General features: G+C 44.1%; 23 protein-coding genes. 12 read left to right on the plus strand and 11 right to left on the minus strand.

Translation table 11 applies throughout. From position 1 onward, the window contains the following. Window positions 1–3 precede the first annotated feature (3 nt). Entirely contained in the window at window positions 4–1,860 is a 1,857-nt protein-coding gene (ftsH, locus tag ACM64D_RS07605) for an ATP-dependent zinc metalloprotease FtsH (RefSeq protein WP_415062599.1), read from the plus strand. 19 nt (window positions 1,861–1,879) lie between these two features. Here the strand turns inward: ftsH and ACM64D_RS07610 are convergent, their stop codons facing one another. The 4 genes from ACM64D_RS07610 to ACM64D_RS07625 form a co-directional block, all read right to left on the minus strand. Then, complete coding sequence (locus ACM64D_RS07610) at window positions 1,880–3,778, minus strand: 7TM diverse intracellular signaling domain-containing protein (RefSeq protein WP_415062600.1); 1,899 nt, start codon at window positions 3,776–3,778, stop codon at window positions 1,880–1,882. 65 nt (window positions 3,779–3,843) lie between these two features. Next, the gene (locus ACM64D_RS07615; RefSeq protein ID WP_415062601.1) at window positions 3,844–4,218 is read right to left on the minus strand and encodes an OsmC family protein; all 375 of its coding nucleotides are present in this window, start codon (window positions 4,216–4,218) and stop codon (window positions 3,844–3,846) included. Window positions 4,219–4,743: 525 nt separating this feature from the next. Next, window positions 4,744–5,436 (minus strand): RluA family pseudouridine synthase, encoded by a 693-nt coding sequence (locus tag ACM64D_RS07620; protein ID WP_415062602.1) that lies wholly within the window; start codon window positions 5,434–5,436, stop codon window positions 4,744–4,746. A gap of 14 nt (window positions 5,437–5,450) precedes the next feature. Further along, window positions 5,451–6,158 (minus strand): VIT family protein, encoded by a 708-nt coding sequence (locus tag ACM64D_RS07625; protein WP_415062603.1) that lies wholly within the window; start codon window positions 6,156–6,158, stop codon window positions 5,451–5,453. 199 nt (window positions 6,159–6,357) lie between these two features. Here ACM64D_RS07625 and ACM64D_RS07630 point away from each other — a divergent pair, with 199 nt between their 5' ends. Next, window positions 6,358–7,587 carry a DEAD/DEAH box helicase gene (locus tag ACM64D_RS07630; protein ID WP_415062604.1) on the plus strand — a complete coding sequence of 410 codons (1,230 nt, stop codon included), beginning with the start codon at window positions 6,358–6,360 and terminating at the stop codon, window positions 7,585–7,587. Between the two features lie 33 nt (window positions 7,588–7,620). Here ACM64D_RS07630 and ACM64D_RS07635 read toward each other — a convergent pair whose 3' ends face one another. The 5 genes from ACM64D_RS07635 to ACM64D_RS07655 all read right to left on the minus strand — a co-directional run bounded on the left by ACM64D_RS07635 (window position 7,621) and on the right by ACM64D_RS07655 (window position 11,734). Further along, window positions 7,621–8,190, minus strand: coding sequence for a TetR/AcrR family transcriptional regulator (locus tag ACM64D_RS07635; protein ID WP_415062605.1), 570 nt, complete (start codon window positions 8,188–8,190; stop codon window positions 7,621–7,623). After that, the gene (locus tag ACM64D_RS07640; protein ID WP_415062606.1) at window positions 8,187–8,723 is read right to left on the minus strand and encodes a dihydrofolate reductase family protein; all 537 of its coding nucleotides are present in this window, start codon (window positions 8,721–8,723) and stop codon (window positions 8,187–8,189) included. The genes ACM64D_RS07635 and ACM64D_RS07640 overlap by 4 nt, the downstream gene beginning before the upstream one ends. A 111-nt stretch (window positions 8,724–8,834) precedes the next feature. Next, window positions 8,835–10,265, minus strand: coding sequence for an RtcB family protein (locus ACM64D_RS07645; RefSeq protein ID WP_415062607.1), 1,431 nt, complete (start codon window positions 10,263–10,265; stop codon window positions 8,835–8,837). Window positions 10,266–10,281: 16 nt separating this feature from the next. Further along, the gene (locus ACM64D_RS07650; protein WP_415062608.1) at window positions 10,282–10,701 is read right to left on the minus strand and encodes an archease; all 420 of its coding nucleotides are present in this window, start codon (window positions 10,699–10,701) and stop codon (window positions 10,282–10,284) included. A 112-nt stretch (window positions 10,702–10,813) separates the two neighbouring features. After that, entirely contained in the window at window positions 10,814–11,734 is a 921-nt protein-coding gene (locus ACM64D_RS07655) for a carboxymuconolactone decarboxylase family protein (RefSeq protein WP_415062609.1), read from the minus strand. A 310-nt stretch (window positions 11,735–12,044) separates the two neighbouring features. Between ACM64D_RS07655 and ACM64D_RS07660 the strand changes: the two genes are divergently transcribed. The 3 genes from ACM64D_RS07660 to ACM64D_RS07670 are packed head-to-tail and all read left to right on the plus strand — an operon-like array spanning window position 12,045 to window position 13,668. Continuing rightward, window positions 12,045–12,677 (plus strand): recombinase family protein, encoded by a 633-nt coding sequence (locus ACM64D_RS07660; RefSeq protein WP_415062610.1) that lies wholly within the window; start codon window positions 12,045–12,047, stop codon window positions 12,675–12,677. After that, on the plus strand, window positions 12,674–12,877 hold the full coding sequence (locus ACM64D_RS07665; RefSeq protein ID WP_415062611.1) for a hypothetical protein: 204 nt from the start codon (window positions 12,674–12,676) through the stop codon (window positions 12,875–12,877). Before ACM64D_RS07660 ends, ACM64D_RS07665 begins: the two co-directional genes overlap by 4 nt. A 23-nt stretch (window positions 12,878–12,900) precedes the next feature. Beyond that, the gene (locus ACM64D_RS07670) at window positions 12,901–13,668 is read left to right on the plus strand and encodes a hypothetical protein (protein ID WP_415062612.1); all 768 of its coding nucleotides are present in this window, start codon (window positions 12,901–12,903) and stop codon (window positions 13,666–13,668) included. 31 nt (window positions 13,669–13,699) lie between these two features. Here the strand turns inward: ACM64D_RS07670 and ACM64D_RS07675 are convergent, their stop codons facing one another. After that, window positions 13,700–14,500: a hypothetical protein gene (locus ACM64D_RS07675; RefSeq protein WP_415062613.1), complete on the minus strand. Its 801-nt coding sequence runs from the start codon at window positions 14,498–14,500 to the stop codon at window positions 13,700–13,702. 75 nt (window positions 14,501–14,575) lie between these two features. Continuing rightward, window positions 14,576–15,364 carry a hypothetical protein gene (locus ACM64D_RS07680; protein WP_415062614.1) on the minus strand — a complete coding sequence of 263 codons (789 nt, stop codon included), beginning with the start codon at window positions 15,362–15,364 and terminating at the stop codon, window positions 14,576–14,578. 165 nt (window positions 15,365–15,529) lie between these two features. Between ACM64D_RS07680 and ACM64D_RS07685 the strand changes: the two genes are divergently transcribed. The 7 genes from ACM64D_RS07685 (at window position 15,530) to ACM64D_RS07715 (ending at window position 25,227) form a co-directional block, all read left to right on the plus strand. Next, window positions 15,530–17,161 (plus strand): ATP-dependent nuclease, encoded by a 1,632-nt coding sequence (locus ACM64D_RS07685; RefSeq protein ID WP_415062615.1) that lies wholly within the window; start codon window positions 15,530–15,532, stop codon window positions 17,159–17,161. Next, on the plus strand, window positions 17,158–18,246 hold the full coding sequence (locus ACM64D_RS07690) for a UvrD-helicase domain-containing protein (protein WP_415062616.1): 1,089 nt from the start codon (window positions 17,158–17,160) through the stop codon (window positions 18,244–18,246). Before ACM64D_RS07685 ends, ACM64D_RS07690 begins: the two co-directional genes overlap by 4 nt. A 98-nt stretch (window positions 18,247–18,344) precedes the next feature. After that, a complete protein-coding gene (locus ACM64D_RS07695) occupies window positions 18,345–18,554 on the plus strand; it encodes a hypothetical protein (RefSeq protein WP_415062617.1) in 210 nt (69 codons plus the stop codon). Between the two features lie 169 nt (window positions 18,555–18,723). Continuing rightward, window positions 18,724–19,332, plus strand: coding sequence for a hypothetical protein (locus tag ACM64D_RS07700; RefSeq protein WP_415062618.1), 609 nt, complete (start codon window positions 18,724–18,726; stop codon window positions 19,330–19,332). A gap of 944 nt (window positions 19,333–20,276) precedes the next feature. Further along, complete coding sequence (locus ACM64D_RS07705) at window positions 20,277–21,518, plus strand: TolC family protein (RefSeq protein WP_415062619.1); 1,242 nt, start codon at window positions 20,277–20,279, stop codon at window positions 21,516–21,518. After that, window positions 21,515–22,075, plus strand: coding sequence for a hypothetical protein (locus ACM64D_RS07710; protein WP_415062620.1), 561 nt, complete (start codon window positions 21,515–21,517; stop codon window positions 22,073–22,075). The genes ACM64D_RS07705 and ACM64D_RS07710 overlap by 4 nt, the downstream gene beginning before the upstream one ends. An 11-nt stretch (window positions 22,076–22,086) precedes the next feature. Then, a complete protein-coding gene (locus tag ACM64D_RS07715; protein ID WP_415062621.1) occupies window positions 22,087–25,227 on the plus strand; it encodes an efflux RND transporter permease subunit in 3,141 nt (1,046 codons plus the stop codon). Window positions 25,228–25,230: the final 3 nt, after the last annotated feature.

Consider the following 25,230-nt stretch of genomic DNA (forward strand, 5'->3'; position numbering starts at 1 on the left):
TTTGTGTTTAAAGGCAGAATCAACGACTTTATTCTGATAGCCGCTATTTTACTGGCGACGTTTTGGTTTCAAAACCTTTGGATTCAAGCAACCCAGGTTGCGAATATTCCCTACAGTGAATTTCAAACTCTTCTAAAAACAAAGGCAGTGGATCATCTGGTCATCACGGATAAATACATCCGGGGTGACTTTAAGGAAGAGCGCAGTGATAAAAAAAAGCAATTTATCACGGCCCGCTTAGAGCCGGACTTGGTCAAAGATCTTGAGGGCTCGGGAGTCAGCTATACTCGACAGGTTGAAAGCACGATCTTTCGGGATCTTTTGTCTTGGGTTTTACCGGCACTGATTTTTGTCGGAATCTGGATTTATTTCGCACGCAAAATGTACGACAAAGGTGGCGTGGGGGGATTGATGTCGGTGGGGAAAAGCCGCGCCAAACTTTATGCTGAAACCGATGTCAAAACGACGTTTGAGGATGTCGCGGGGGTTGATGAGGCCAAAGAAGAACTCAAAGAGGTCGTTGAGTTTCTAAAAAACCCAGAAGAGTACAGTCGTCTTGGGGCGCGCATGCCGAAGGGGATCTTGCTGATAGGTCCTCCAGGAACGGGGAAAACTCTTTTAGCCAAAGCCGTGGCCGGGGAAGCCAAGGTTTCATTTTTTTCGATCAGTGGATCCGAGTTTGTTGAGCTCTTTGTTGGTGTGGGGGCGGCACGCGTTCGCGATCTATTTGAGCAAGCACGGAAGCAGGCCCCTTGTATTATCTTTATCGATGAACTGGACGCCTTAGGAAAAATGCGCGCGCCGGGAATGATTTCAGGGGGACACGATGAAAAAGAGCAGACCCTGAATCAACTTTTGGCCGAGCTTGATGGTTTTGATACAAAATCTGGGGTGATCCTTTTAGCTGCGACCAATCGTCCCGAGGTCTTGGATCCGGCGCTCTTGCGGGCCGGGCGTTTTGACCGGCAGGTGTTGGTGGATCGACCTGACAAGCTCGGGCGAGAAGCGATCTTGAAAGTGCATCTTAAGAAAATTAAACTACATGAACAGGTAAACATCGAACACATCGCAGCTTTGACTCCAGGGTTTACCGGCGCAGACTTGGCAAATCTGGTCAATGAGTCGGCCTTGGCCGCGACTCGAAGAAAATCGACTATTGTTGAAGAAGATGATTTTTTGGTCGCTATTGAAAGAATCGTTGCCGGACTTGAAAAGAAAAATCGCATTCTAAATCCGAAAGAAAAGAAGACGGTGGCTTATCATGAAATGGGTCATGCGTTGGTGGGGTGTGCTCTTCCTGGTGCTGATAAAGTTCAAAAGATTTCCATTATTCCGCGAGGCATTGGTTCTTTAGGGTACACCATTCAGCGCCCTTTAGAGGATCGTTATCTGATGACCAAGCAGGAGTTGTTGAATAAAATGTCGGTGCTTTTAGGCGGACGAGTGGCAGAAAGTCTTGTCTTTGGAGAGATTTCAACCGGAGCCGCCGATGATCTGGTGAAAGTCAGTAATATCGCAGAGGCGCTGGTCACAAGGTATGGAATGAGTTCCTCTCTGGGAAATAGGGTTTTTGAGCAGCAACAGAGTCCTTTTTTAGAAGGCGCTTATCCCAGCTATCCACGTCGTGAGTACAGTGAAGAGAGTTCTCGCATTATCGATATGGAAATAAAAAAGATGATTGAAGAAGCGACTCTCACGACAAAAAGAATTCTTGAAGCCAATCGGTCATTGCTGGAAAAAGGGGCTGAACTTCTTCTTGAAAAAGAAACTTTAGCGGAAAACGAAATTAAAGACTTGATCCGAGATCTTGTAGTTCCGGGACAAGAGTTGTCTCGCCAGCGACCTGATCTGACTGTTTGAAGAACACATCACGAATATTTTACTGTGGCCGAGGAAAAATCAAGCGGACGGTTGTGCCAGAGTTGGCATTTTGACTGCGGTGAATGGAGTGAACCTCAATGCGCCCGCCAAACAACCTCATATACTCTCCGACAAGTGACGTACCAAGTCCCGAGCCCTGTTCATTTTCAGTTCCCTTGTTTGAAAAGAGCTTTTTCCCCTTGAAGATGAGGTCGACTTCGTTTGGGGGAATTCCGATACCTTCATCTTTTATGGCGATTCCGACTTCATCGGGTTGTTCAAAGTAGGAGATCCAGATGTTGTGTCCTGTCTCAGTGAATTTGATTGAGTTGGAAAGAAGGTTTGCAAGGACTTGATTGATTAAAGCGGATCGATCGGCTCGAACGAATTTTTCGAGAGGAACTTCGACACGGATGGAAATATTTTTCTTTTCAAGTTCCCACGCATAATGACTGACCACCTCGTTGCAGGCAGCAACGACTTCCACAAGCTGTAGGTCCGAGTGAGACTTGAAGGAATGAAAGACTTCCTCTTGCCGAACGGCCCGAAGAATTTGATCAAGTTGTCCGGTGGACTTGGTGATGCGCTGAGCGTGATTTCTTAAGGACTCATCCTGACAAAGCTCTTCGAGCATTTCTGTGTGGTACATCAATCCTGAGACGGTATTGGCGACGTCATGAGAGAGCACTCGTACGAGGCGGTGATAACGTTCTTTATCTTCGGCTGCCAGGATAGCTCTTCTTTTTTCATCATCGAGGATTTTAATTTTGTACGCTAATCCCAGGGATAGAACCAACATCTCCCCTAAGTTTGCAAAAAGAAGGGAATACTGAGTGAAGGAGTTTGACTTAATCAGCCCATGCAGCGAGGCGAGCCAAATTAAGGTTCCAATCAAGACGACAAACCAACTTAAAAGGAAGTAGTAGGCCAGGGCATAGTTTTGTCTGATCAAAACATAGATGCCGCAAAAAATGAAAAAGAGAATTCCCGCGGCAATGGACAGATCGATCCAATATCCAAAGACATAAAGGCTGGCAAACTGGGGGGCGAAAAAGCTGACGGCCATAGTGACCAGAGCCAATCCACAAAAAATGCGAAGGCCCCAGTATCCCAGGGCGAAATCTTTTTTTATATTCAAAAAACGACCAACAAACAGACTGGCCGAAAAAAGAGACAAAGACGAAAAGAACATCAGATAGTTTGAGAAAACAAAGTGTGTCTGAGGCCAAAGATAGGTATCAAAAACTCCATGAAGCACCATGGCCGTTGTGCCAAAGCTAGCAGCAAAGAAAGAATAGATGAGATGGTCTTTTTGAGTGGTAAAAAGGCCCAACATAAAGTTGTAGATGACCAGCGAAAGAATGCCACCAAGGTAGAAGAAGAAGATGGCTTTGGCGGCGCCTTCCATTTTTTCCAACTCTTGGGGGGATGCCACCATAACTTGAGCATTCAGGGCATGGTGAGAACTTCGTTTAAGATGAAAGAGAGCTTCCTCATGAGGTTCAAGTGAAATGGTAAAAGTCCCGAGGCGGCTTGGATAGGCTCTCTCAGGCAGGGGATACCCGGGACCCGAACGTTGCGGGGGCGAAGACTCTTTCATTAAAGTGAGTTTGCCGGCAAGGGGGGAGTTCAGCCATAAGACTTTTTGAAGTGGAAGCTCGCTCTGATTTTTCAAACGAAATTGAATCCAGAGGTCTTGATCTGAGTAACTGAGCTTCAGTTCGGATTCGGCAACGTCTTTAAATTGGACCTGTCGGGGGTCGTGGACTTCATGAGCACTCGTACCTGATTGCATGAAGAAGGTGATATTTTTCGAGGGCTCATCTTGAGTGAGAGCTATCGGCGTTTGTGCATTTGCCGCGAAGCAAATAAGATGTGCACTGAGAGATAGAACGATCCGAAGGCTTCTCTTAAACATGTCATTCTAATTATGTGGTCCAGGCAGCCTCGCCGTCAAGGCAAGGCTATCCGGAGCTTCTTGTTCTAGGCTTTTTCAGTGACGAACTGAATCTGACTTCCCGTGGAGATCAACTCTTTCACGGCACACTTTTGAACTTCAGCTAGGACAAGGTTTTGCTCTTCCTCGCTCCAGCCTTCTGGAAATTCAATCACGGTGGTCCATTTACTCAAAGTCAGAGGATTGTCTGCACGATTGACAGGACGGCAAGTGATCTTAATTCCCTCAGGAGACTTCGCCAATTTTTTGCAAACCTTCAAAGCATAAACCCCTGCACATCCCGCCAAGGCCGCATAGGTCGCCTCTAAAGGATTTGGAAGACTCCCATCGACCGCATAGGTATAAGAATGATTCTTACTCTTAACAAATATATTCGGACTACTAATCTCAACCCCAAACACCGCAAACTCCTCCCGAAAGGTACGCCGTACCTTTTTGAAGTGCGGCGCGTGAAATGGTTATAGAAAAAATATCTTCTGGACACAATCTTTAATGCGTAAATTCCAATCCCCCCGGGGGCGACTTTTCTTCATACTGTTTTGTGTAAACGATAACTGATGACAAGACGATAGCAGGCGAGTAGCATGAAAGAACATTTTTGATACAAGGGTTCTGCTCAATTTCGGGCAGAAGTGGTTCGGTGGTAGGGTCGCCATCCTTTTAAAAAAAGGATGTTCTATGCGGTCCCAGAAGATAAGAGCCTATGCTCTTTCATTGTGTCTTCATTTTATCTCTTTACCAGGTTTCTCTCAACTAGATGAAAGATTGAAAACGAAGCTATTCAATCTGCTATATATTTTAGTCCCTCTTGTTTTTGTGGTGTCGGTCTTTATGTTTTTAGAGTGGAAGCGGAAAAAAGACCTGCATTCGGGTGAAAAATTCGATGTCTCAGATAAGAAATGAAAACAAAGAGGACTGCTTTCTTGTCAGTAGTCGTACTCGATCAAACTTCGGAAATATTTCGGGACTGGAGCTTTGAAGCTCATTCTGCGTTTGCTGTGGGGGTGAGTAAATTCAATCTCCGATGAGTGCAGCCTCAGATCTTTTTGAGTTGTCGAGCTTTTGCCGTACTTTGTGTCGCCAACCAGAGGATGGCCTTCACCAGCCAGATGGACGCGAATTTGGTTTTTCTTTCCGGTCACAAGATTAACTTTCAGAAGACTGAATTTGTCGGTTTCCTTTAGCACTGTATATTCCGTGATGGCTAATTTTCCATTGTCGGCGTCCGAGCTTGAATGAACCAAATAATTTTCATCTTCCGTCAGGTAGCTTGAAATGGTGCCGCTTTTTTTCTTAAGATGCCCATGAACGATGGCGTAGTAAGTTTTGACTGTCGACTTCCAGTTGTCTTTTAGGAAGTGCTGTACGGCTTCTGTTTTTGCGAAAATCAAAATCCCTGAGGTCGCTTGATCCAGTCGGTGGACCACGTAGACACATTTTCGTGACCTGGGGTTCCCTTTGCGAACGTATTGATTGAGGAGATTGTGAACCGTGTTTTCATTCTCCCACTTTGCGGCGACGGTGAGGACGCCGGGGGCTTTATTGCCAATGATAAGATCTAAATCCTCATGAAGAATTTCAAATCCTTTGGGCTGATATTTCTTGGGGATCTTTTTCATATTCATATTTTCTTCTACTGAACTACTGTTCCAAAAAGTTTTCCGATCAGGGCTGTGACTAACATCGCGAAAGCTCCCCAAAAGCCCACGCGAAGGGCGCCTTTAAAAATGCTCGCCCCGCCGGCGCGGGCCGCAACAACTCCAAGGACCACTAGAAAAAACAAGGAAGCCAAGGAGACCGAGTAAACCAGATTTTTATGTTCTGCAATGAGTACCACCAGTAACGGAAGACCCGCGCCAACAGAAAAGGTGGCGGCTGACGCGAACGCGGCCTGAATCGGGCGGGCTAGGGTCGATTCGGTGATTCCCAATTCATCGCGTGCGTGACTTTCTAGAGCGTTGTGAGCCATAAGCTGCTCGGCGACTTTATGGGCTACTTCTGAATCGAGCCCCCGTTTGACATAGATTTGCGCAAGCTCTTCTTTCTCGAACTCGGGATTTGTCGCCAACTCCTTGGCTTCGCGAGCGAGGTCCGCATTTTCAGTGTCGGCCTGAGAACTGACCGAGACATATTCCCCCGCAGCCATCGACATAGCGCCAGCCACAAGACCCGCAACGCCGCTGAGGAGAATCTCTGAGCGATCCGCATTGGCTGCCGCCACACCGACAATAAGACTTGCGGTGGATACGACCCCATCGTTGGCCCCTAAGACTGCCGCTCGGAGCCAGCCAATACGCTCGCCTTTGTGAAATTCGAGATGTCTTCCAGATAAGCGTGCCATAAATAGGCCCCCTTCACTTAATCATCACATAGGTGTAACACATGTCTATTTATTTGCGCAGCCTCGGGGGGCTAGTCAGTAAAAATGTAAGTGTATGAAATCATTGAGCAGGTCCTATTAAGTGTGAATCGACCTACGTCTTTTTATCTACCTGACGAAAAGACGCGCCTTTTTGGGCAATCTTGTATACATTGCGGGAATGAAAAACTTCACAGAATTCGGTCTTTTGCCCTCCCTTCTTAAAACTCTTAAAGCGCAGCGTATTTTTACTCCCACAGAAATCCAGCGTATGGCGGTTCCCTTGCTTATGTCGGGGCAGTCGGTCGTTGGCGTTTCGGAAACGGGCAGTGGTAAAACATTGACCTATGCGCTGCCACTCCTGCACATGCTGAAGAGTCTGGAGGAAGAGGGGCAACCGGTAAAAGCGGAGGCCGCTCCTCGTGCCATCGTCATGGTGCCGACTCGCGATTTGGGAGAGCAAGTGGCAAAGGTCTTTAAAACCTTCACTCACGACACTCGTCTGCGTGTTCGCCCCGCTCTTGGCGGCATGAGCATGGAGCAGGCCATTCGCAATATCAGTGGCTCGTTTGAAATTCTGTTGGCCACTCCAGGCCGATTGATACAGTTGCTTGATAAGGAGCTGATTGATCTGTCTGATGTGCGCGTGCTGGTTTTTGACGAAGCTGATCAGATGTTGGACAAGGGTTTTCTTACGGATTCAAACTTCATCGTGGATACCTGCCCGCAGGATATTCCCCTGGCACTGTTTTCCGCAACGGTTTCGAAAAATGTTGAAGAGATGATGAACTCTCTTTTTGCAAAGGCAGAGATTCTTCGTAGTTCTGGAAGTGGCAAGGTGGTTCAGAGTCTGACCACGAAAAACGAAACCGTTATTGATGGTCTTCGTTGGCCTGTTTTTGAAAAGCTGATCAAAAAGCAAATTAAAGGTGGCACGATCGTTTTCGCGAATACTCGCGAGCAGTGTGATAAAATCGCCAAAGAAATAAACGATAAAGGTTACCAGTGCGTTCTTTATCGCGGCGAAATGGACAAAGGTGAGCGTCGTACAAATCTTAAAAAATTCCGCAGCGGTGAAGTTGATTTGCTGATTTCAACGGATTTGGCAGCACGCGGTCTAGATCTCGAACACGTCGGACGAGTTATTAACTATCACCTTCCGCAACAACTTGAAAACTATCTTCATCGCGTAGGACGTACCGCACGCGCCGGGCGCGAGGGTTTGGTCATAAATCTTGTGACTGAACGCGATCTCCCGTTGATCGCAAAAATTGAGGGCAAAGGCCAGACGGCGAAAGAGCTAAAATCACGTTTCAAAGACAAAGATGGAAAACGTCTGCATGTGAAGCGGGATGAAAAAAAGCCGGCGCCAGCGAAGAGTGTTAAAGGCAAGAAGGTTTCAAAGCGGTAGAGTCTTTGCGTGTCTCGCGTATTTATGACAGTTTTAAAAAATTTGGTTTAAGAGCTCTTCGAGTTGCTGATGATAGCGTTCGCCTTGCTTCTTTGCGAGGCGGGGATTTGATCTGCTCACGGTCGCCGTCGCTAGGAAGCTTCCATGCGTGAAATCTACAAGGATCTCAAGCCACATCTGTCTTCTTTGGGGGATAAGTTTTGTTGCTTTTAGAAGCTTGTCTAAAAGAAATGTGATCCGTTTTACCTTTGCCGAAAAGGCCTCAGGAGTTGAAAAAACGGCGAGGGTCAGATTGGGATAACGCAGTCCCGTTTGATAGTAGCTTGTTAAAAGTTGTTTGATTTTGTGTCGAGCATTGTCTTGAGCTGATTCAAAATCCTCGGTCACCTGGGAGTAGACCCGGTCTGACAATTCCTTGATAAGAGCCGCGCGATTTGGGAAGTAATGATAGATCGCCATCGGGGTGATCTTAAGATGCGTGGCGAGCGTTCTCATCGAAAATCCCTGGGGCCCTGTTTTTTCAAGCACCTCAAGCGAGGTTTCAAGGATCACATCTAGGCTGATTCCGGTTTCTTTTTTGGGGCGCCCTCGTTTGGCAGTCATTTGCATACTTTGTATTCTGATTGTACGAGGCCTGACGGGAAGGCGCGTGTTTTGGTGAGAATGAGAGAGATGTCATCGGTGAGTGAGCCAAAGAGACGAAGCCCTTCACCAATCAAAACCGGAACAGTCGTGATCACGAGATCAGTGATTAAGTTTTCGCGAAGAAAAGACTGAATGGTCTGTCCGCCATCAATGTAAACCCTCTTCCATCCCCCTTTTTCAAGTTGTGACATGAGGTTTCGTGGAGAGAGGTTAGAGACTTGTACCTTGTTGCGGAGGTGTTCGGGGACGTCACTCTCTGACAGAGTTTTAGAGAGAACGATGACAGGAACAGTGTAGAACCAGCTATCAAACGTCAGAGCTTTTTCGAAAGTCCGTCTTCCCATTATGATGCCGTCGATAGTTTTGATGAAGTCATTATAGCCGTGATCCTCATTGGGATCATCGCGACTGATGAGCCATTCAATGTCACCATCCGGTTTGGCGATGAAACCGTCAAGACTCGTAGCTATAAAAACATGCCCAGTGACCATGGAACCTCTTAATTAATATACAGTGTATAAATATTAGCAAGAATGTCAATAGGGTGATCGTAAGTCGCAGAGGACTTGCGAATTTTTACCAGGGCGCAAAGTTCTTTGAACCTATCCTTTGATACACGCCAGCGGAGTCAGAAAGGCGACTTTCTTTGCCAGATTGGCCCTGTCCGTTGAGTGAGCCACCTCGTGGATGTCCTTGTAAGCGCCAGGGGCTTCTTCGGCCACTCCGCGATCAGAAATGCTTTTTATCAGAATTCCTTGATGCGCTAGTTGATCTATTAGCTGGCGGCCGCTTGTCCAGGTTTTCAAGGCGGCGCTTCGACTCATTTGTCTTCCGGCCCCATGGGAGGCGGAACTGAAAGAGACATTTTCGCTTTCTTTGATCCCTCTTAGCACATAAGACCCAGTTCCCATGCTTCCGCCAATTAAGACAGGTTGCCCGACTTCGCGCAAATCCATGGGGAGTTCCGGATGGCCAGGGCCAAAAGCTCGCGTCGCGCCCTTGCGATGAATGAAGAGCCGTCTTGTTTTTCCCTCGTAAGAATGAAACTCCTCTTTGCAGGTATTATGAGAAACGTCGTAAACCAAATTTAACGATGTGGAGGGAAAGAATTCCTGAAAAACTTTGCGAACCAAGTGAGTGATGACTTGGCGGTTGGCAAGGGCACAGTTGGTGGCCGCTCGCATGGCACCCAAATAAGATTGCCCCGTCTGGGAATGAATAGGGGCGCAGGCTAACTCACGATCGGGAAGAAAGAGGCCGCTGCGCTCAGCTTCAATGACCATCATCTTGAGAAACTCAGTACCGATTTGGTGCCCCAATCCTCTGGAGCCACAGTGAATGCTAATAACCACGTCCCCCGTCTTGAGACCGAAAACTTTTGCGGCGGTCTCATCAAAAATCTCATGAACTTCCTGAAGTTCCAGATAATGATTACCGGATCCCAGGGTTCCCATTTCATCTCTTTGACGTTCGCGGGCACGGGGAGAGATCTCTTCAGGAACGGCGCCTTTCATTTGACCGTGCTCTTCAATTCGCTCCAGATCCTTCTCCAGCCCAAAACCTTTCTGCACGGCCCAGTGGGCTCCTCCTTCTAGCATCTTGTCCATTTCTGGTTTATCAAGAATCATAACTCCGTGGCTTCCGACGCCGGAGGGGACTGTTTTGAATAGTTTTGAGATGACCTTGTCTTTGACTTTGTCGAGGTCTGTTTTGGTAATTCCGGTCGTGAGCAGTCGCACACCACAAGAAATATCGAAGCCCACACCTCCAGCAGAAATGACTCCTTCCTCAGGATCAAAAGCCGCCACACCGCCGATTGGAAATCCATAACCCCAGTGCGCGTCTGGCATGGCGAAGGCGGCCTTCACAATTCCCGGCAGAGTTGCGACATTGCATAATTGTTCATAAGCTTTTTCATCCATGCTTTTAAGAAGTGATTCAGACCCGAATAAAATAGCGGGAACTCTCATCTTCTTATGAGGTGCCACATGCCATTCGTAGTCATTCACCTTTTCAAGAGAATTTATATCCATAACAAGCCTCATTTGTTCATACATCGACGATGCATTGACATACCCAAGTATGGTCGCTTTGCTCCACTTTGAGTTCAGTGAAAGTGGCTCCTTTGACCTCCACGCCAGGATCATGTTTTGTGTGATCGACGGTTTCTCCTGCAAGGACGGCGGATAGATGGGGAGGATCCTGAGTGACACGGAGGTCGAATTGACAGAAGATCATTTTTTTTGTCGCAGCTTCATAGATAAGTTGATTGATCCAGTCGTAAAGCAAAAGATCCAGAGTGTCGGAGCTAATCTCTTCTTTTATATTTTGCCGGGAGGATATCTTGTCTGGATCTACCATCAGAGCAGTAAGAGCTTTGGCCACCATGGTGAATGATTCTGACAGGCTGTTGCCAACACCACGAATACCAATGTCTGATCCATGGGGAAAGTGCTCCCAGTGTGCCATGAAAAGCTCCGTGATCCCTGAACACGATGGCGCCCCTCTTTTAAGGGGCGCCGGGGGATTTAGTTTTTAAGAAAGGCCTCTTTATTCGCCTTAGCCTTTTTATTAAACCCTCTTAAGATGTCAGACGTTTTTCATCTGATTTTTTTAACATCATATCTGCATCCTTCTTAAAGGTTGCAAGATTCAACTGCATGCCATGGAATAAAGCACTCCAGTGTCTGCCCAAGGCCGCGATCGAGATGGCCTCTTGAATCTCACGATCTGTGGCGCCATTCAATTTGGCGGCAAGGCGGTGAAAGGTGATGCAGTAATCGCAAGGTATTTGGGCTGCCACCGCGATTCCAATTAATTCCTTTTGCTTGCCCGTCAATGAGGTGTGCGGATTCAGTTGAACAGCTTTAAACTCACTCCAAGCGCCCGCAATCCCCTCTTCTGGAAAGAGCAGGAAAAATTTTGGTATGAGTCCCAGGGTCTTCTCAATGTCTTTGTAAGTCTCTGCGGCGTTGGAAAATTTCACCATAAATGCTTCGGCAGCAGGCGGCTTTCCTCCGGATTTATCCATCATTTGTTTTACATAGGACATTATTTGTTCAGCTTCTTTTTTGAAAGCGTCTTTTTCCATTTGTGAACCATTTAAGACTGTACTCCAATGACGGGTCATGGCCGCCATAGCACAGGCCTCAGCTTGTTCCTGGGGTGTTGCCCCACTATTCACGCTCCTCGTATATTCAAAATATCCCAACATTTCGCAAGGAATCTGCGCGGCCACACTAATGCCAATGAGATTTTTAAGTTTTAACTCCAAGGCGGTGTTGGGATTGAAAGACAGATTTTTTACTTCCGCCCAAATGCCGGGAATACTCTCATCCGTCATGTATTTGGCGAATTCAGGGATCGCACCAAAGGCTTGGCGCATTTCTGCAAAGGCTTCATCAACGGCCTCCCATTTTGATGGCGGGCGCTGACTGGAGGGACCCAAGGGCTTCACCCCTTTACTAACTGATTGCTTATCTGGTTGTCTGTCTGTTGTCACAGTGAACTCCTTTGTTGATGTTAGTTTTTTTCAGCTACCCGCAGAGTAGCCCTAAAAGAATGAGCATCAATCAAAGAGTGTGTCTTATGTAGAAAGTTATATTCGCAACAGACGGTCAACACCTTTGGGAGATGAGATGTTCCTTGGCACACGCTTCACAGGGGGCTTCATCAACATGGAAATGCGTTGGTTGTACACGGATTTTTAAATGTGGCTCTACCCGGAGTTTTCTGCCGGCGGCAGAAAACGACAAAACCCAAAACAGAGATCGAAGACGGGAAACTTCAGAAAATACTCCGACGAAGTCGGAGTGAAGACAGCACAAATTAAAAAACCGCCAGTAGGGCGGTTTTTTAATGGATGTCCAGCCCGATCATTAAGCAATAATTATCCAGCCCTTGATATTATTAAGTTTTTTCAAAAAAACAATCCTGTAATTTCCGATGAAATTGCGGTTTTGTACTGCCAGGGCATGTCGATTACCGATATTTCAGTCCGCACCGGTATAAAGAGACATGCCGTTTGGAAAGCCATCAAACGGCTTAAGAAAGAGTTCGAAGCTGAAGTTTCAGTTCCTTATGACAGATGGCGCAAAGGAAAGAGGCGAACTGGGGCTCGGCCACCGTTTGGCTTTTGTATCTTAGAAGGGGAGCTTGTCCGCGACCCTAAAGAGTACCCAACACTTCTTTTAATTTTCAATTTATGGACCAAGGGAACCTCCGTTACTTCTATCGTCAATCTGCTCGGGGAAAAAGGGTTGCGCTCGCGCACAGGCAAAGAGTGGAGCTATCGAGTTGTTCAATCGATTACCAAGCGAATCGACTCAAAGGAATTGGTCATGAATCAAAGAAAGCTTTGGCTCTCAGAGCCCTATCTAAATGGAATTAAAACAAATAGTAAAAGTAAGACGCTCAAAAAAGAACGAAAAGGAAGGTATTCATGAGCCTCACAGATCTTATTTCTTGGTGCATTGGAATCATTTTAGGCTGGTCAGCAGTAAGCAACATTGATTTAATTCAACAGTCTATATTGCGTGCTCAAACGAAGTTAATTTATGAGTCGAGAACAGCCACTTGGGGATCTCCTAAATTTCTAGTGCATCATCAGGGGAACAATGAAATTGAAAGAGCTGGAACAAAATAATAGATGCAAGCAAATTGGAAGGCATGAGAAATAATCATTACATTTCGAAATTTCTGACACAACGTTGGCGCAGTCCCGGATTGCCTTTGTGGCATTATGATTTTAGCAAAAAACATTTTTCCGATAAACATTCTGTCGATAGACTCTTCGCAAGAAGAAATCTATGGTCAGATCAAATTGAAAATTTTTTGCGAGATAATACAGAAAATTTCTCACCGACGTTTCTCGCTAATCTTGAAACGGGTGTGCAACCCGCATGGGACGAGTACAAAGCGCTTTTTTTGTTGATTCTTTTTCAAGCTGCCAGAGTAAGCCATGCACAGACTGGGCATTCAAATCTATCTACCCTAAGTATCTTTTCATCGAAAAAGCTAGAGATGCTCGCGGTGGCTGCGAAGCAGACAAGGGAGTTAGTTGGATTCAGGTTGCCAAATGATTTGAGATTCTTCTTTCCAGAAACAGGAATCTTTCCATTTCCGGTTGATTGTGGCGGGTATTTTGAATGGATGTTTGCGCTTCCTATTAGTGGAAGATTTTGTCTTGGTTTGGTGCCGCAGTCAGTGGATCTGAACTTGTTACGTGCCCAAATCAGTTATCCACATCTTGTGGCTTGGTCAGTGGGCACATCTAAAGCCTGTGGCAGAGTTGTTATCCACCCAGATTTTTATTCGTATAAAAATAGTCCTCAAGAGTTAGAATCCAAGATATTCGAGTGCCGGAGATTTACTGACACTCAAAGTAGTTTAATAAACCAAGTTCATTCTTTAATCGACCTTGGCTTCTCCATTTAAATTTAAATCAGGATTCTACTTATTCGACAATTTAAACCAGCAATATGTAATCTCTGAGTAAGTGGTTGCCAAGTTTAATTCCATTTGGTGAATCATCTATAAGTTTCTCGGCGACAGCCATGAACGTCGATCCGATAGCATAAGCATTTTCCAATTCACCAGCGCCAAGGCTCTTGATTTCGTTTGCGATTTGCGAATTATATTTTCTCTTTTTGTTTGTAACTGGATAAAATGAAAATCCATGTGCAATTTTGTTTCTGACTTCTATCTGCTTTACGAATGCCTTTTTTAACTCAAGAAATTTCAATCGAAAATCTTTTACATCCATGCCAGGAATGCTAAATTTTGAGATATTTGCTTCTGCAACTTTATACAAATTTTCAACGAGACCAACAGTATTGTATTCTTGATAGCCTCGCAGGCATCTCTTTCTTCCGAGCCCAAGACGAGGATGCTTTTTACTCAAGACTTTCAAACAAAACTCGTTTCTAACGGCTGTAAAGAAGAATGCGGCAATCGATGCGTGCAAGTTTGAATTGTGAAGATATCCAACATTCGAAATTTTGCCTGAACTAAAGTCGCTCGCAAGCTTAGCAACTGTAAAACTCATACTTTGAGCAAAGGAGCCATTTCCGACGATTTCGATATCCTGTGGATCGCACTGGTAGCATTTGTAAATTTGAAGGTCAATATAGCTTGCCATCCATTGGTGACCAGCCTGTTTGCATTTCCATTCGACTAAAGAATTTGGAGCAAATGGTGCTGGAGTGAGACAGCTAACTTTAAAGTCTTGTTCTATCGTCGACAATCTCACAGGATCAATATTAGTCACACTCTTGCTCCTCGGTGTTCAAGATTATTTTTTGCGCATCGGTGATATTCTGAGCGTAGGTTGGATCTATATGCTCTACCCAAGAAGGACCTTTAGACGATCATTAAATGGCGAAATCCCAATATAGCGTTGGCGATGTCCTGCCAAAATATAATCACCGAGCCAACGGTATTTTTCGTAGTGTTCCATCGCCCCTCGCAATCCCTTTGCGACCGATTCGGCAACTTCTCCAACATTTCCGTCTTCTCCAACAACGCTCCGCATGAAATCAATAAACAAGGGAACATCTTTCGGAATGTTGGATTCTCCCCAGTCATCCATAAATCCACGCCATTCAAATAACGATCGCTGGCCATCCGTAGAATAGAGTGCATTGATCTCGTCTCTGAAATCCGAAGCATTTGCAATACCATGTTCTGCCATTACAAGCGGATCAACGACTATTCGTGGGTATCGAGCAACTTTCTTTTCTAAATTTACCGCACGAATTAAAGCAGGACCGACAACCTGCTTTTGATCGAAGTTTACATTAAGAGATCCGATGGAAATTCCCCCTCGTAGCCAAAATCCACTCTTACCTAGATAGTATTGAAATTGACCGCAAGCCAAAAAGAAATTTGCAAGCTCTTGCAGAGTGGGCTTGCTGCCCTCAAGGGCAAGTGTCAGTACAATTGAATCGCTAACAATCATTGATTTAATTTCTTTCTTACCTTTTAGGTGTTCGAATCTTGACGAGATCGTCTGGCATAGATCGAAAATGACTTTCAGACTTTCCCTATGTTCTTTTGAGGTATCAGACTTCATGCAAATTTCTGAAAAGCCGAGAATATCGAGAAATGCGACCACGTGGGGGGTGTAATCCATAAAAATCCTCAAGGAAATGACGTCAACATATTCTATGAAAAATCGAGGCAGCACTTAAATGCATTCGTGTTTTGTTTCTTAATCAGGACATATATCTAGTCTTGTTTATTTAAATTTGACTCGCTGGCTGAGCAAAATCAAATCTAAGTTTATATCGGAGTATGCATGCGTTTGACAAAGATAGTTATTCAAAATTTTAAATGCTTCAAAAATCGGTTTACTCTTGAACTCAAAGACGGACTAAACATCATAGTAGGAGACAATGAGGCGGGTAAATCAACAATTCTTGAGGCAATCAATCTTGTATTGACCGGGTCTATCGGGGGAAAACCGATCAAAGGTGAAATTAGTCAGTACTTATTTAACGTTGAATCTTTAAAAGGTTATTTTGAAAATGTAGCGGCAGGAAAAGGTGCGGATCTTCCATCTATTTTGATCGAGGCTTATATGGAAGGAGACGAGCTTTCATTTTTTGAGGGAGATGGTAATAGTCAAAAACAAGCTGGATGTGGAGTTTCATTGGAGATTAAATTCGATGATAAATTTCGAGAAGAGTATTCGGCTCTTCTGGAGCAAAAAAATATTAAAACATTACCTGTCGAATACTATGACTTCTCATGGAAATCTTTTTCAAGAGATGGAGTAACTTCGCGGAGTATTCCCTTAAAGTGCGCTTTTATAGATTCCTCAAGTACTAGATATATAAATGGCTCTGATATTTATATCAGTAGAATTGTAAAAGAACTTTTGACCACGGAAGAGATTGTCGGCGTAGCCCAGGCCCATCGAAACATGGCGCAAGGATTTATGATTGATCAGGCGGTATCGAAAATTAACGAAAGGATATCGAAAGCTGCGAATATAACAAAAAAGGACGTCAAACTCTCTGCCGAATTGTTTTCTAAACATGCATGGGAAAATAGCTTAACGACATATTTGGATGACGTTCCATTTCATCATATTGGTAAAGGTGAGCAATGTATTGTTAAGACGAATCTAGCGCTCTCGCATAACAAGACTAAGCAGGCCAGCACAATATTGCTTGAAGAGCCAGAGAATCATTTATCTCATGCTAAATTGAGTGAACTCGTGGCAGCAATTGATGCAAATAGCTCTGGAAAGCAGGTCATTATGACGACTCACAGTAGCTTTGTTGCAAATAAGTTGGGGCTAGCAAATCTTATTCTCTTAAATGATCGTATGACCTTGAGGCTCTCTTCTCTTCAGAAGGGAACGCAAAACTTTTTCAAAAAAATTGCGGGTTATGACACTTTAAGGCTTATACTTTGCAAAAAAGCAATATTAGTAGAGGGCGATTCCGATGAGCTGATCATCCAAAAAGCCTATCTAAAAAAACATGGCAAATTACCTATTATGGATGGAGTGGACATCATTTCAGTCGGAACTTCATTTTTAAGATTCTTGGAGATCGCCAAGCCATTAAAAAAACCTGTTTCTGTTGTTACTGACAATGATGGAGACGTTGAGGCAATAAACAAGAAGTATGCGGATTATTTAGATCTTGAAAAAGACGGAATTCAGATTTGCTTTGATCCTATTGTCGATAAAGGTGAGTTATTGATCGGAGATAGTAAATTTAATTACAACACCCTTGAGCCAAAACTATTGAAAGCTAATGACCTGAAGTTATTCAATGAAATATTCGGTACGACTTGTCTCAATGAAGACGAGCTTCACAAGCACATGAAGGCGAAGAAAACGGAGTGCGCTCTAGCTTTGTTTGAAACTGATAAAGAGATTAAATTTCCAGAGTATGTGGAAAACTGTATTGTATGACGAATAGACTCTTGATTGCCGCAGCCGGAGCAGGAAAAACCACGACACTGGTAAAGAAGGCATATTCTATTGCTGATGGAAACGTTCTTATTACAACGTTTACAAATGCAAATGAGCAGCAGATCAAAGGAAAGTTTTATGAGTTATTTGGTTGCATACCTCGGCACGTCTACGTCCAAAGTTACTGGTCTTTTCTTTTGGAACACGGGGTTCGGCCATATCAGGGATGCCTTTATGAGGGAGATATAGCCGGTATGCACTTGGTTCCTGGGCAATCGGTTCCATTTATTCCCGAAAAGCAATTCAAGAAGCATTACTTAACAGGTCAAGGAAAAGTGTATTCGGATAAAATTGCAAAATTGGCGACTCGTTGTAATCAGAAATCTGAAGGCAAAGTAATTGAGCGACTGGCGAAGTGTTTTAGATATATTTTTATTGATGAGATTCAAGACTTTGCAAGCTGGGACTTGGAGTTTTTTAAACTTCTTTTTAAGTCGCCAATTGATGTCACTATGGTAGGCGATCCGAGACAGGGAACATATTCCACAACCAATGGCAAAAAAAATAAGAAATTTACTAGATCGCATATACTCGATTTTTTCGAAGAAGTTAGTGATGAAATTTTGAAAGATGACACATCTCTGTCGACCAACTATCGCTGTATTCAGGAAATTTGTGACTTAGCTGATAAATTATATCCCACCTTCGGAACAACTAAATCTGGTAATCAAAATTGCAGTGGACATGACGGTGTATTCTTTGTCGATGAGAAAGACATCTCTGGATATCTGGATCGATTTAAGCCAATGCAACTAAGAGATAGCGTGGCGACAAAGGTTGACCCAAATTATGAAGTTCTAAATTTTGGAGCCTCAAAAGGGTTGCAGTTTGAACGAGTTATTATTTACCCCACTAAGCCCATGATGCTTTGGTTGAAAGACCATAGTTCCCAGCTGACTGATAAAGGTCGTGCGAAGTTTTATGTCGCTCTAACGCGCGCTTGCCAGAGTGTTGCAATCATTTCCAATGGTAAAAAACAAAGTGTCCAAGGCATCCAAAATTTTGAATTGGAGCCTTTAGCCTAGAATGGATTCAATCATATGCCAAAACCTGATCATCCATTCAAATTGCGGTCGAATGATTTCAATTTTTTCGCAGCTATCTAGTAATGAAGGAGATTTGAATGAAAGATAATGTCGACCTAAAGAATGCTGATGAGCTGAAAAGTAAGAGAGGAAGACCACGTACAGTTTCTGGAATTCCAGATGTATTAAAAATTAAACTCATTCCAATTTCAGAGCCCTCAGATCAGCTTGAGAAAAGAGCGAATGAGGTTCAAGATATCATTACTCAGATAATCCTTTTGGGAATGAAGACTACAGATAAAAAGTGACTGAATGAATTTCTGCTTAATGATTGGAATGGATCTCTACGCGATAAGCAAGTTTCTAGCTAGCTGAAATCTTTGAGAGTTGTTGGCCGAAACTTCTGAAAGGCTCGGTCGAAGAAAAGTAGTTTGAACGAGCTAAATTCTTAAGTATTTGAATCTATTTACGATTTAATTGCGATTTATTGCTGAAGAAATTGGATGTCCAAGACAACCAATAAGCAATAATTATCCGGCCTTTGATATTATTGAGTTTTTCCAAAAAACAGAACCCCGAATTTTCGAAATTGCTGCGCCGTTACATAGAAAGGGCATGTCGATAACCGATATTGCTGAACATACGGGGTTCAAAAGAACCGCTATCTGGAATTGCCTGAAATCAAGGAAAGAGGAGCTTCGTTCTCAAAGTCCAGTTCCTTTCAAGCGCTGGCGCGAGCGGCCCGGAAAGAGTCAGGCACGTCCTCCTTATGGCTATTGTTACCTTCAGGGGGAGGTCGTTAAACATTCTCAAGAATATCCCGTGCTTCTTTTTATTCACAACCTATGGAAGCGGGGAGCGAGCATTGGTTCCATTGTTTTGGCTCTCCAAGACCGCGGAATCAAAAGTCGGATGGGCAAGTCTTGGAGCTACAATGTCATCAAAGAGATTCTTAAGAGACTTGAGGGCAAGATAGTTGTCATTGACGAGCAGCAGATGTTTCCAACGGCTCTCTCAATGTCGAAGCTTCAAAAGAATGCAAAAGTAAATCAACAAAAAGGCAAAAGTAAAGGAAGGTTAAAATGAATCTCTCAGGTCTAATAACTTGGATAATTGGAATTGTGTTGGCAGCATCGGCAGTGGGCAATCTTGATTCTCTTCAAAGGGGAATATGGATGGCCCAAGCAAAAATAGTCTATGAATCTCGAACTTCAACTTGGGGCTCGCCAAGTCTATTTTCGAGATAAAATATGAACTTTGATTGCCGTGGGAGTGGCGGCATTGAGCTGCCACCACTGTTAGTGTGCCTATTAAGAGGCAACTCGTGAATTCTGAAGTTTTCTAAATAAATTGCTAACCTCTTGGTAGTCTTTCGCCCAAAAGAGAAAGCTTATTACTTAGTTCAATTACTGGCCAATCGAACTTCATTTCATGAAGATCCTCAACCGCCTGGGTTATTTAGCTGGTCTTGGTCAACGACTGCAAATGCAGAGAACTTGCAGTTGGCCGATAGGAAATATGAGTGAATTCGAATATCCTTAGTTATAATGACGAGTTAGAAAGACAGTTGATCTCTATATTAAATTGCTTGTAAAGAGCATATACTCATACTAGGGTGACCCGGGTGAAATTAAAAGTTAGATCGCTCACAATTAGCTTTCTAGTCATGGCTCTACTCATCGTAGTGTTGGGTGGGTATTTACATTTTCACGCCGAAAGCCAGTCTAATTCTGGAAATCAATTTTTAAATGCTGAAGCAGTTCTTGCGTCGATAGTAAGCGAAACTTCAAATTCACAAAGCGACATTGATCCTTGTGTTGATGGTTTCTGTCATATTGGGCATTGCTCCCATTTGTTAGTTCCTGAAACTGTTGTGAAGACATTTCAGATGTCCTTTCCTCAGGTATTCTTTTCAAGAATGTCTTGGCCTAATCAGGTTCATATTGATGGACCTTTTCAGCCCCCGCGATTCGTTTAGTTACATCTAAAAACACTCAAAGATAAATTTCTAAATTATTAAAGGTATTGCTATGTCTTTTTATATAAAAAGCTTGCCTCTGGTTTTGTCAGCCCTTCTTGGGGCGAAAGCGTGGGGTAAGGGTATTTGTGAAAATGTTGTCTCTTATAACGATGTCGTGAGTTGTGCTGAGCAAATGTCGCCCGATATAGCGACGGCGAAGGCTGAAAGCCAGGTGAGAAAAGCCTCCATAGATGCGTCCACTCAGATACTAAATCCGGAACTCTCTCTACAGTCCGTTTCGGGAACTCTGCAGTCGGAGCGACGTACGGAAACTGACCTTGCACTGGCCTTTCCCATTGAAATTGGAGGCAAGAGATCTGCGCGTAAGCAGGTTGCTGAGGCTGAGTTTGGTCGTTCTGGCGCGGAACTAGAAATCAAAAAATCTGAGGTAAGAAAAGCTACAATTTTGAACCTAAACAGATTGCGCCAGATCTTGGAAGAGGCGGATTTGGTCGATGAGTCACGTGAGACTTTCGCTAAGCTGGTAAAACAGTATGAAGATAGGCCGGCACTGTCTCCCGAACAGCAGATCTCCTTGACAGTATTTAAAGCGGCGAAGAGTGACTATAATTTTCGAAAGGTTGAATTCCAAGAAGAGCTAAATACTTTGTCATCATTTTTTATTGTGACAACGGGGCTAAGCTTGGAGCAAGTCAAAAAAGCTCTTCCTCCCAGGATAAAAAAATGGCCGGTGCTATCATCCACAACTGAAGATGTTAAGTCATCACCATTTGCGGCTATATCGGAAGCAAACGTTCAAATCGCGCAGGGTGAGCTGAATAAGGCAAAAGGCGAAGCATGGCCAACGTTGATGCTTGGGCCATCGGCAAAGTTCACGAAGGAATCTAGCGGTGATATGCAACAGTGGGGCGTAAATCTTAGTATGCCTCTTCCAGTGTTTAACGTGAATGGAGGGGCGAAAGCCGCTGCTGCTGCGAATGTTCAATCCACGCAGTTAAAGCGCGATCAAGCTCTTATGCAAATCTCTCAGCGTCGGACAGTTCTTCAAAACTTTTATAAGATTGCCGTCGATGCATTGGTTGAGAATCCAAATAGGCATGAACTTGAACAAAGACATCGTAAAATCGAAAGTCAATTTATTAAGGGTCTTGTGAGTAGTGCACTTGTAATTGAAGCCCACAGATCACTTGTTGATTTCGAAAAGATTCGTAACGAGCACGAGATTAGAGCACTGGATGCATATCTCGAACTTCAAGCAATTGATGGTAAAAAAGTGGAGATTAATCTATGAAGCTAAGAAGTTTATTTGCATTACTGCCAACCTTTTTTGCAGCTTTGATCTTCGCAGGTTCACAAAGCTTAGGAGCGAAATCCACGGCTGCTGAAGACACTGAAATTCATGATCATGACGGAAAAGAAGAGCACGATCATAAAGAAGAAGCGGAGCACGGACATGACAAAGAAGGTCATGATCACGAGGAAGAAGAAGTGGCGAGTGTTGGGCCCGATAAAGGCATTACTGAATTTAGAGAAGTAGCGGGATTTAAACTTTCTCCGGAAGCGATAAGGAATTTCGGCATGAAGGTTCAAAATTTGTCTGGTAAAGGGCCGTGGACGGTTCCAAGCTCGTCTGTTCTTTATTCTGGTGAGGAAATAAATGTCTATCGAGTTAGAAAGGGATTCATTAAAAGAGTCGATTTCTCATCGATTTTCAAAGATAGCAAAATCGTGAAAATTCAATCATCTGATTTAAAAGAAGGCGACCAAATCGTTATTGAAGGTATTGGATATTTGCGAGCTGCTGAAATCGTTGCGACAGGCGGAGCTCCAGAAGGGCATAGCCATTAAGGTGCGAATGTATGATAAATAAAATAATTCATTTTTCTGTATATAATAGAGCCATCGTTTTATTGTTCACAATTTTGTTGGCGGTAGCTGGTATTTACGCGTTTCAACATCTACCCATTGATGCGGTTCCTGATATTACAAATAATCAGGTCCAAATCAATACGACGATTGAAGGTCTTGCTCCTGAGGAAATTGAAAGAAGCATTACTTTTCCAGTTGAGTCTTCAATGCGTGGGATTGCGGGGGTACTTGAAGTCCGTTCGATCACTCGCTTTGGTCTTTCTCAAGTGACCGTGGTCTTTAAAGATTCGGTTGAAATCTACAGAGCCCGTCAAATGGTGACCGAGCGATTGCAGGGCGTGTTGAATGAACTTCCCAAAGGTGCAGAGGCGAGGTTGGGACCCATTTCCACCGGGCTTGGGGAGATTTACTCCTATGCTCTGGATTTTAAAAAACCTGCGACAAATCCGGAAGAACGTTTAAAGCAACTGATGGAAATTAAGTCTCTTCAAGATTGGTTTGTAAAACCACGTCTTCTCGCCGTAGAGGGGGTCGCAGAGATTAATACAACGGGTGGATACGAGAAGCAGTACCACATCCAGCCAGATATTAAAAAAATGACTTCTTATGGAATTCATTTCTCTGACATTGTGGGTGCGCTGGAGAAGGTTAATAAGAATGTGGGCGGTGGTTATATCGCGCAAACGGCTGAACAGTTCTTGGTTCAGGGCGTCGGTCTTTTAAAAGATATTAAAGACATTGAAAATGTTCCAGTGAAGCAACTGGATTCTTTTCGTATTGTTAGAGTCAAAGACATAGCAAAAGTTCGTCTTGGAAAAGAGTTAAGAACGGGGGCTGCGACATACAACGGTCAAGAAACTGTTCTTGGGACAGTAATGATGCTGTTGGGAGAAAACAGCAGAACTGTATCGACTCGTGTGAAGGAAAAGGTTGAAGATATTTCTAAAACTTTGCCTGAAAACGTAGAAATGGTCACTGTTTATAATCGTTCCGATCTTGTTAATGCGACTCTAGGAACTGTTGAACACAATTTGATGATGGGTGCCACACTTGTCATTGTTGTTTTGTTTTTATTGATCGGAAATATTCGCGCGGCCGTGATTACGGCATTCACGATTCCGTTGTCTCTATTAGCGACATTCCTGATTATGAAACCTTTGGGACTTTCAGGGAACCTAATGAGCCTGGGAGCATTGGATTTTGGTATCATCGTGGATGGGACAGTGATTCTTATCGATAACTGTGTGCGATATATTCATGAAATGAGCAAACAGCACGGACGTAAACTCACCAGAGCGGAAGTTCAAGCTGCCGTATATGAAGCATCTGTTGAAGTGCGGGTTGCTGCAGGATTTGGTGAATTGATCGTCGTAGCGGTATTCTTACCAATTTTTGCTTTAACAGGTGTTGAAGGAAAAATGTTTACTCCGATGGCGGCAACTTTTGCTATTGCAGTTGCATGTGCACTTGTACTGTCATTTACCACGGCGCCAGCTTTGGCTTCTCTGATCTTGCAAGGTAACGCGGAAGACAAGGAGCCTAAATTTATGCATTGGATTCGTTTGGCTTATGAGCCGATATTTAATCTAGCATATAAGTTTAAGGGTATCACGCTGGGTACCGGGGTTTTGGCGATTGTAGTAGGTGGTGTCTTGTTCGCTACTCGTGGTGCAGAATTTTTGCCGCAGCTGAGTGAGGGATCTTTTGCATTTCATATGATTCGACCCGTGAACTTAAGTTTGGATCGCTCTATCGCCTTTCAAGAAAAGGCAGATCAGATTGTTCGAGAGTTTCCAGAGGTCAATCTTGTATTCTCGCGTATAGGTACAAGCGAAGTAGCTACCGATCCAATGGGTGTCAATATCTCTGATACCTTCATCATGTTGAAGGATCGTTCCGAGTGGCCTAAATCAAATGATGGAAAGAAGCACACATTTGAATCATTGACCAATGCTATTGTGGCCAAGCTTGAGAAGAACTTGCCGGGGCAAAACTATTTAGCTTCTCAGCCAATTCAAATGAGATTTAATGAATTGCTTGAGGGAACTCGCGCAGACGTCTCTGTAAAAGTGTTCGGACCGGATTTGCAGAAGAATATGGATTTGGCGAAGAAAGTACAGCAAATTGTTTCGACAGTTCCCGGAGCAGGAGATGTCGAAGTTGATCTTGCAGGAACGAGTCCTGTCTTGAGGATTGCTCCGAAGGCCGACACGATTGGTAAGTATGGAGCGAGTGATATCGATGTTCTAAGTACGGTCGCGATAGCTTTGGGTGGTGAAGAAGGTGGATATCTATATGAAAATGAGCGTAAGTATCCGATTGTGGTTCGTTTGAGCGACGAAGATAGATCGGATCTTGCAACCATTCGTTCACTGCCGGTGGGAATCGGAGCGAACACGACAACACCATTGTCTAATATTGCTACCGCAAAGTTTGCTGAGACATTTGGATCTATCAATCGCGAGGACTCAAATCGTCGTTCGGCGGTATTGGTGAACTTGCGTGGGCGTGATACCGAAAGTTTTGTAAACGAAGCGCGTGCAAAGGTTGAGAAGGAAATCACCTTGCCTCAAGGTTATTATCTTCAATGGGGTGGTAACTTCAAAAATCTTCAGGAAGCTCGCAATAGACTTTTGGTGCTGACACCAATTGCTTTGGTTCTTGTGTTGCTAATGATCTATGCCGCATTTCGAAGTGTTGGACAAACTATCCTTATTTTCTCATGTGTTCCGCTAGCTCTTGTTGGTGGTGTGATTGGTCTTATCGCAAATGGATTGCCATTCAGTATTTCGGCGGGAGTTGGCTTTATTGCTTTATCAGGTATTGCGGTGCTGAATGGGGTGGTCCTGGTGAACTACTTTAACCAACTTCGGAATATGGGAAAAACTGGTAAGGCTCTTGTTATGCAAGGGACAATGATAAGGTTGCGTCCAGTCTTGATGACAGCTCTGGTGGCAATCTTTGGTTTCTTGCCGATGATGCTTTCGACTGGAATCGGTGCAGAAGTGCAGAGACCTCTAGCTTCGGTCGTTATCGGCGGAATTGTGTCATCGACACTTTTGACTCTGATTGTTTTGCCAATTTTGTATTCTATTTTTGAAAAGAAATTTGTCGGTCGCGTGGCCCACTAGGAG

Source organism: Bdellovibrio sp. (assembly GCF_047637665.1).
Classification (GTDB): domain Bacteria; phylum Bdellovibrionota; class Bdellovibrionia; order Bdellovibrionales; family Bdellovibrionaceae; genus Bdellovibrio.